Origin of the sequence: uncultured Gemella sp., from assembly GCF_963525875.1 — a bacterium.
Classification (GTDB): domain Bacteria; phylum Bacillota; class Bacilli; order Staphylococcales; family Gemellaceae; genus Gemella.
Genome location: NZ_CAURMG010000055.1, coordinates 1 through 7421, shown reverse-complemented (window position 1 = coordinate 7421; position 7421 = coordinate 1). Strand labels below are relative to the sequence as shown.

The 7421-nt window shown below is 31.4% G+C and carries 7 protein-coding genes; 6 read left to right on the top strand and 1 reads right to left on the bottom strand.

The genetic code is table 11. From position 1 onward, the window contains the following. Window positions 1-110: 110 nt before the first annotated feature. Complete coding sequence (locus RWQ73_RS07290; RefSeq protein ID WP_314407690.1) at window positions 111-1013, bottom strand: LysR family transcriptional regulator; 903 nt, start codon at window positions 1011-1013, stop codon at window positions 111-113. A gap of 307 nt (window positions 1014-1320) precedes the next feature. Between RWQ73_RS07290 and RWQ73_RS07285 the strand changes: the two genes are divergently transcribed. The 6 genes from RWQ73_RS07285 to RWQ73_RS07260 form a co-directional block, all read left to right on the top strand. Beyond that, window positions 1321-2499 (top strand): acetyl-CoA C-acetyltransferase, encoded by a 1179-nt coding sequence (locus RWQ73_RS07285; protein WP_314407688.1) that lies wholly within the window; start codon window positions 1321-1323, stop codon window positions 2497-2499. Window positions 2500-2503: 4 nt separating this feature from the next. Beyond that, window positions 2504-3154 (top strand): CoA transferase subunit A, encoded by a 651-nt coding sequence (locus tag RWQ73_RS07280; protein ID WP_314407687.1) that lies wholly within the window; start codon window positions 2504-2506, stop codon window positions 3152-3154. A 2-nt stretch (window positions 3155-3156) separates the two neighbouring features. After that, window positions 3157-3804 (top strand): 3-oxoacid CoA-transferase subunit B, encoded by a 648-nt coding sequence (locus tag RWQ73_RS07275; RefSeq protein WP_314407685.1) that lies wholly within the window; start codon window positions 3157-3159, stop codon window positions 3802-3804. A 4-nt stretch (window positions 3805-3808) separates the two neighbouring features. After that, window positions 3809-5128: a GntP family permease gene (locus RWQ73_RS07270; RefSeq protein ID WP_314407683.1), complete on the top strand. Its 1320-nt coding sequence runs from the start codon at window positions 3809-3811 to the stop codon at window positions 5126-5128. Window positions 5129-5176: 48 nt separating this feature from the next. Continuing rightward, on the top strand, window positions 5177-5956 hold the full coding sequence (locus RWQ73_RS07265) for a 3-hydroxybutyrate dehydrogenase (protein ID WP_314407682.1): 780 nt from the start codon (window positions 5177-5179) through the stop codon (window positions 5954-5956). A 549-nt stretch (window positions 5957-6505) separates the two neighbouring features. Then, a partial coding sequence (locus RWQ73_RS07260) for an ABC transporter transmembrane domain-containing protein (RefSeq protein WP_314407680.1) occupies window positions 6506-7421 on the top strand: 916 nt, incomplete at its 3' end.

Here is a 7421-nt window from a genome sequence, read left to right as displayed (position 1 = left end):
ACATCCACTTGTCTAAAATAAATATATATGTGTCCAGAATTTTGGGTACACATCATTCTACGAAATCACGATTTTTGAGTCACTCCCTTCTTTTTTATTTTCAGAGAGAGCTACTGATTTTTTTGTTTAAAATAATCTATAATTTCATCTTTAACAAATAGCTCTGCATTAGAGTATTTTTCTTTATTTGTTGTGCATAGAACTACTTCCCATTTTACTGGATCTTTAAAAGGAATTATTTTCACATCGGCGGTTGGACAAAATGAAGATACATCTTTAGGAAGAATAGTTAAGAAGTTTTTATGTTTTACAGTAGAGAATAAAAAGTCCCAACATCCTGAGTAAATAACTTTTTTATATGTAACATTGTATTTATGTAGAAAATGTTTAATTTTGTGATGAATCATGAAATCTTCATTGAATGTACTTAGATACTGTTGAGCTAAATCTTCCCAAATTAACTTTTTCTTTTTTAATAAAGGATTATTTTTATGAACAAAGGCTACTAATTCACTATTTATAAGAGTATCTTTATAGGCCACATTTTCCGTAAATTCTATAGGTGCAAGTAAAATAGCAAAGTCTAATTCTTTTAGTATTAACATTTTTTGAAGTTCAAAAGCACCTTTTTCAATTATTTCAAGTTCTATTTCAGGGTTCTCTGTTATTATTTTAACTATTATTTCAGATAAAGAAATACCTAGAATAAGTGGAGGAATACCTATTTTAACCTTACCTCGTTTAGAATTAGAATCTATTTTTAAATCATTTATTAAATTATCGTAGCTATTTAAAACTAATGTAGCATTAGCATAAAAATTCTTTCCAATCTCTGTTAGACCTACTAAACGCCCTTTTTCTCTTAAAAATAATAGAACATTTTCCGTTTCTTCTAATTGCTTTATTTTTTGACTCAGATTAGGTTGACTAATGAATAACTTCTTAGCAGTGGTTGTTAGATTAAAATTATTTTTCACAATTTCAATAAAGTATGTTAAATCTTTTATATCCATGAGAGTACTCCTTTTTTTACTATTATCCATGTTTATTTGATAAGTTATATTGTTAATAATTTCGCTTTTTTATTTTTTTTAAGATTTTTGGGTATTACTCGTCTATACTACTACATTATATTATGATATGTAATATTTTTGAATAAAAAAAGCTCATGGATACTATATGGAATTCTTATAGTAGGTATAAAAAAGCAGTATTTGTAATTACAAGTTTGGTAATGTAGAATAAAAAATGTAAAGGCTTTTATAGATAAAAAATTCGAATTTAGAAAAATATACAATTTACAAAAGAAGGTGTAAAAATATGAGTAAAGAAGTAGTAATAGTAGCTGCCAATAGAACAGCGATAGGCAGCTTTGGAGGATCTTTAAAAGATGTTTCAAGTGTTGACTTAGGTGTTAGCGTAATTAAGAGTGTATTAGAAAAAATAAAAATTAAACCTGAGCAAGTAGATGAAGTTATTGTAGGTTCTGCATTACAAGCTGGTCACGGTCAAAACGTAGCTAGACAAATAGCTGTAAAAGCAGGTATTCCAGAAGAAAAAACAGCATTTACAATTAATCATGTTTGTGGATCTGGATTAAAAGCAATTGAATTAGGTTATCACAGTATTTTACTAGGAGAAAGTAAAATAGTAGTAGCTGGGGGGACAGAAAATATGTCTCAAGCAGCATATGTGCTACCTCAAGCACGTTTTGGATCTAAGATGGGAAATACTCAAATTATTGATACTATGGTAAACGATGGATTAACTGACGCATTCGAGAACTACCATATGGGAATTACTGCAGAAAATATAGTTGACCAATACGGATTCACAAGAGAAGAGCAAGACGAATTTGCAGCAGATAGTCAAAGAAAAGCTCAAGAAGCATTAGCTAATAATAAATTCAAAGAGGAAATCGTTGATGTTGAATTAAAAGATAGAAAAGGTAACGTAACGTTATTTAATGTTGATGAATATCCAAGAGAAACTACTGTAGAAAAATTAGCTAAATTAAAACCAGCATTTAAAAAAGATGGAAGTGTAACGGCGGGAAATGCTTCGGGGATTAATGATGGAGCAGCTATGGTTATCTTAACTACGAAAGAGAAAGCTCAGGAATTAGGTTTAGAAGTATTAGCTACTATTAAGGCATCTGCGACAGCAGGGTTAGACCATAAAATAATGGGAACAGGACCAATTCCAGCGACAAGAAAAGCTTTAGAAAAAGCAAACTTAACAGTCGATGATTTAGATTTAATAGAAGCAAATGAAGCTTTTGCATCTCAATCGCTTGCAGTTGTAAGAGATTTAAAATTAAATCCTGAAAAAGTAAATGTTAATGGAGGAGCTATCGCTTTAGGTCACCCAATCGGAGCTTCAGGAGCAAGAGTATTAGTAACATTAATACATGAAATGAAAAAACGTGAATCACATTATGGATTAGCTACACTTTGTATCGGTGGTGGACAAGGAATAGCTATGATAGTAGAGAGGTAACAAGATGACAAAAATTATTTCAAAAGAAAAAGCAATACAATATATTCATGAAAATGATAGTGTAATGATTAGTGGATTCATGGCAAACGGATCACCGCTTGGATTAATTGAAGAACTACTAAAAGTAGGAACAAAAAACTTACATTTGATTGCTAATGATACTAGTTTTGTTGATTTAGGAATAGGTAGATTAGTAGTTAATAAACAATTTAAAGAAATTACAGCTACTCATATTGGATTAAATAAAGAAACAGGAAGACAAATGAACGAAGGTGAAACTAAAGTTAATTTAGTACCACAAGGCACGTTAGCTGAAAGAATTAGAAGTGGTGGTTTTGGATTAGGAGGAGTATTAACACCAACAGGATTAGGAACACCAGTAGAAGAAGGAAAAGAAAAAGTAACAGTTAATGGAAAAGAGTTTTTAATTGAAGAAGCATTACGAGCTAATGTAGCGTTAGTTTTTGCCGATACAGTAGATGAATTTGGGAATATGGTATATAAAGGCTCAGAAAATAATTTTAACAATGTTATGGCGAGTGCAGCTGATATCGTAATAGTAGAAGCTCGTAATATTGTAAAAGCTGGGGAGTTAAAACCAGAACAGATTCATACACCTGGAATATTTATAGATTATATTGTACAAGGAGAATAATTATGGTAAAAGAAATGGATAAACACGAATTACAAAATTATATAGCTAATCGTGCTTCAAAAGAGTTAACAGATGGCATGTTAGTAAATTTAGGAATAGGTTTACCAACTAAAGTTGCTAATTTTGTTGATAAGAGTATACATATTATTCTTCAATCTGAGAATGGATTCACAGGTCTTGATGGAGAACATCAAACAGAAGGTTATGTTAATGCGGGTGGAGCTCCTGTATCTATAGAAAAAGGTGGAGCTACATTTGGGAGTGAAACATCTTTTGGAATGATTAGAGGTGGACACGTAGATTTAACAATTTTAGGAGCGCTGCAAGTCGATAAGTACGGAAATATAGCTAGCCATGTAATTCCAGGGAAAATGGTTCCTGGAATGGGAGGAGCAATGGACTTATTAACAGGAGCTAAAAAAGTTATCGTTGCAATGCAACACACAAATAAAGGAGTACATAAAATTTTAGACGAATGTACATTACCATTAACAGGTCAACGTTGTGTAGACTTGATTATTACAGAACTTGGCGTAATCGAAGTAAGAGAAGATGGGTTACATGTAATAGAGTTAGGAGAAGATGTAACATTCGAAGAAATTCAAGAAGCAACTGGTACTAAACTAGTAAAAGCTTACGAAGGAGCGTAGAAATATGGGAATCATAGGTGTATTACTAGGAATAGCTTTAATAATTTACTTATCATCTAAGGCTATTAATATTCAAATAGCTGCGCCATTATCGACGATAGTAGTATTACTATTTAATAATTTAGATGTTGTAACACATATTTTCGGAAAAGAACATAGTTTTATGAGTGCTCTTGCAAATTATATTATGTTATATTTCGTAATATTTTTACTAGGGTCAATACTTGCTAAGTTAATGGAAGAAAGTGGAGCAACGGTATCAATAGCAGAAACTATCTTAAATAAAGTAGGAACAGAAAATCCATATAAAGTTCTAGTAGCTATATTTTTAATTAGTTCACTGTTAACATATGGAGGAATTAGCTTATTTGTCGTAATGTTTGCGGTAATTCCGTTAGCGAGATCATTATTCAAAGAATTAGACATAGCTTGGAATTTAATTCAAATTCCACTATGGTTGGGAATGGCAACAATAACAATGACTATTCTGCCAGGTAGTCCTTCTATTCAAAATGTTATTCCAATGCAATATACAAATACAACATTAACTGCAGCAGCAGGAGTAAGTATCGCAGGTGCTGTAGGATGTACAGTGTTTGGATTAGTATATATGAAATATTGTTTAAAACGTAGCTTAGCAAAAGGAGAAAACTTTGCTACATATACAAACGAAATTCATACAGAAATAGATGAAAAAGAAAAACCTTCATTTGTTTCTTCAATAGCCCCATTATTGTTATTAATAGTATTGGTAATATTAGGTAGTACATTAGGAACTGCATCAATTAAGAAAAATATAATTTACATAGCCTTATTATCAAGTATTATTTTGAGTTTTATATTATTTAATAAATTCTTAGAAGATAAGAAAAAAGTTATAAATCTAGGAGTTACAGGAGCTGTAATACCGATATTTGCTACAGCGGCGGCCGTTGCATTCGGATCTGTAGTAACTTCAACACAAGGATTTACTGTGTTTTCAGAGTGGTTTTTAAATATTAAATCACCACAAATTAGTCTTGCTGCAATTAGTGCTGCACTATCAGGGATAACTGGGTCATCTTCGGGAGCATTAGGAATAGTAATGCCACAATATGCTCGTATATATTTAGATGCAGGTTTACATCCGGAGCTAGTGCACAGAATAGCAGCGGTAGGTACAAATATATTAACGATTGTACCTCAAAGTGGAGTGTTATTAACATTCTTAAGTTTAACAGGACTTAATCATAAAAACGGATTTAAAGAAACGTTTATAACAGTGTCAGTAGGAAGTCTAATAGCTATGATTATCATCATAACATTAGGATTAGTAATCTATTAAAAAATACAAATAAAAACAAATAAAAACAAATAAAAGGAGAACAAAACAATGACTAAACATGAAAGAGTTGCAGTAGTAACAGGAGCAGCAAGTGGAATTGGGAGAAAAATTTCAGAGGAATTTTTAAGAGAAGGATACAAAGTAGTATTTTCAGACTTCAATAAAGAAAACTTAGATAAAGTAATCTCGGAAAACAGAGAAAAAGGTTTTGAATGTCACGGTGTTATTTGTGATGTATCTAAAGAAGAAGATGTTAAAAACATGATTGAAGAAGCGGTAAAACAATACGGTCGTTTAGATGTATTAGTAAATAACGCAGGATTACAATATGTATCATTAATCGAAAACTTCCCAACTGATAAGTTTGAAAAAATGTTACAAATTATGATTACAGGAGCGTTTACAGCAATTAAATATGCGTTCCCAATAATGAAAGCTCAAAAATATGGACGTATCATTAACATAGGATCAATTAACGGGGTTATCGGTTTTGCAGGAAAATCAGCATACAACTCAGCAAAACACGCGATTTTAGGATTAACTAAAGTTGCTGCGTTAGAAGCTGCAGATAGTGGAGTTACTGTAAATGCAATGTGTCCTGGATATGTTGATACTCCATTAGTTAGAGGTCAATTTGCAGACTTAGCGAAAACAAGAGGAATTACTGAAGAAGAAGTGTTAGAAGCGGTGTTATACCCATTCATTCCACAAAAACGTTTAATTGATGTGCAAGAAATTGCAGACTACGTACTATTCTTAGCAAGTGAAAAAGCTAAGGGTGTAACTGGACAAGCGTGTCTATTAGATGCAGGATATACTTGTCAATAATTATTGTTTCCATAAATACACTAGCGTTAGAAATAATTCTAGTATCCCCAAAGGTAGGTGGTACAACTACCTACCTTATTTAAATTTTGTATATATATTTTAGATGTTTGATAAATAAATAGAAAAGAACTCCAGAGGAAAATTCTGGAGTTCTTTCGTTTTATTTGAATTTGGATTTTGGTTCTTATGAAATAGGAATGAGGTGTACATTCCGAAAGAACAACAACAAAAAAGACCCGCTTTTTCTGTCTTTTTAGAGAGGACATAAAAGCAAACTTCTAAATATCCAGGAGCGAGCCTGAAACTTCACTTCCCGAACATTCTCTATATTTTTGAACATTTTCGTAACAATAAACTTTAAAGCTATCTTTTAATTTAGGTATATAGTATAATAATAATTGATAACAAATATCAATAAAGGTAGCTAGAGCCTTTTGCATAAAAAGAGTGAATGTTGGATTTTTATAAAAAACAACCAAGATTCTATATTATTTTTTACTCTTTTTGTGTAAAATAAATCTAAATATGAAATTAAATTAAGGAGATATTATGAAGATAGATGGTAGAGCGATGGCTCTCTTTAATATCAAAAAAGAAGTATATCTCGTAGCGATTCTTAAACTTGTTGCCTTTTGGTGCTCGCTATTTTTCATCTACAACTTTGTAGATTTTCTATTTTATTCACTAGGTGAAGAGAGTAGAAGCGGTGCTGTATTAGGATTTATTCTAAAAACGGTAGTAGGTTTAGTAGTTTATTACGCAGCTACAACAGGGGATAATTACTTCAGTCACAAAATTTCTAAACAGGTTAGAAATACATTAAGGAAAGAGATTTACAATAAAGTAGAAAAACTCTCACTAAATTACACAGAAGCAGTAAATACTGGTAGTCTTCTTGTGATGAATTCTTCATCGATTGTGAATATTGAATTTTATTTCAATAAGTTTGTACCACAGATGTTTGCGACATTATTTATAGTGCTTAGCTCGTTTGTGATTTATGGGAAGATTCATATCTTACTGTTTATAGCGATGTTGTTATTATATCCGCTTATTCCTGTGTCTATTATGATTATTATTAAGAAGTCGAAAAAGGCTAATAAAAAGAACTTCAGCGATTTCTTAAGTTTATCAGAGGTGTTTTACGATAGATTATCAGGTTTCACAACGGCAAAAATATACGGTAAAGAAGATAGTGTAGCGGGGGATGTTGATACTCGTAGTGCTAAATATAGAAAATCTACGATGGCATTACTTCGTCACCAACTTAATTCTATTAATGTGATGGATGCTATTACTTATGTTTCTATTTTTATTTTATCAATTATCGCTATATTTGTGGTGAAAGATCAGAAGCTTATCGTTTTCGTAATTGTTGCTACATTAGAATGTTTCAAACCGTTGCGTGCTTTAGGTGGCTTGTTCCATATTTCGATGAAAGGGAATGTTGAGTTAGATAATATCT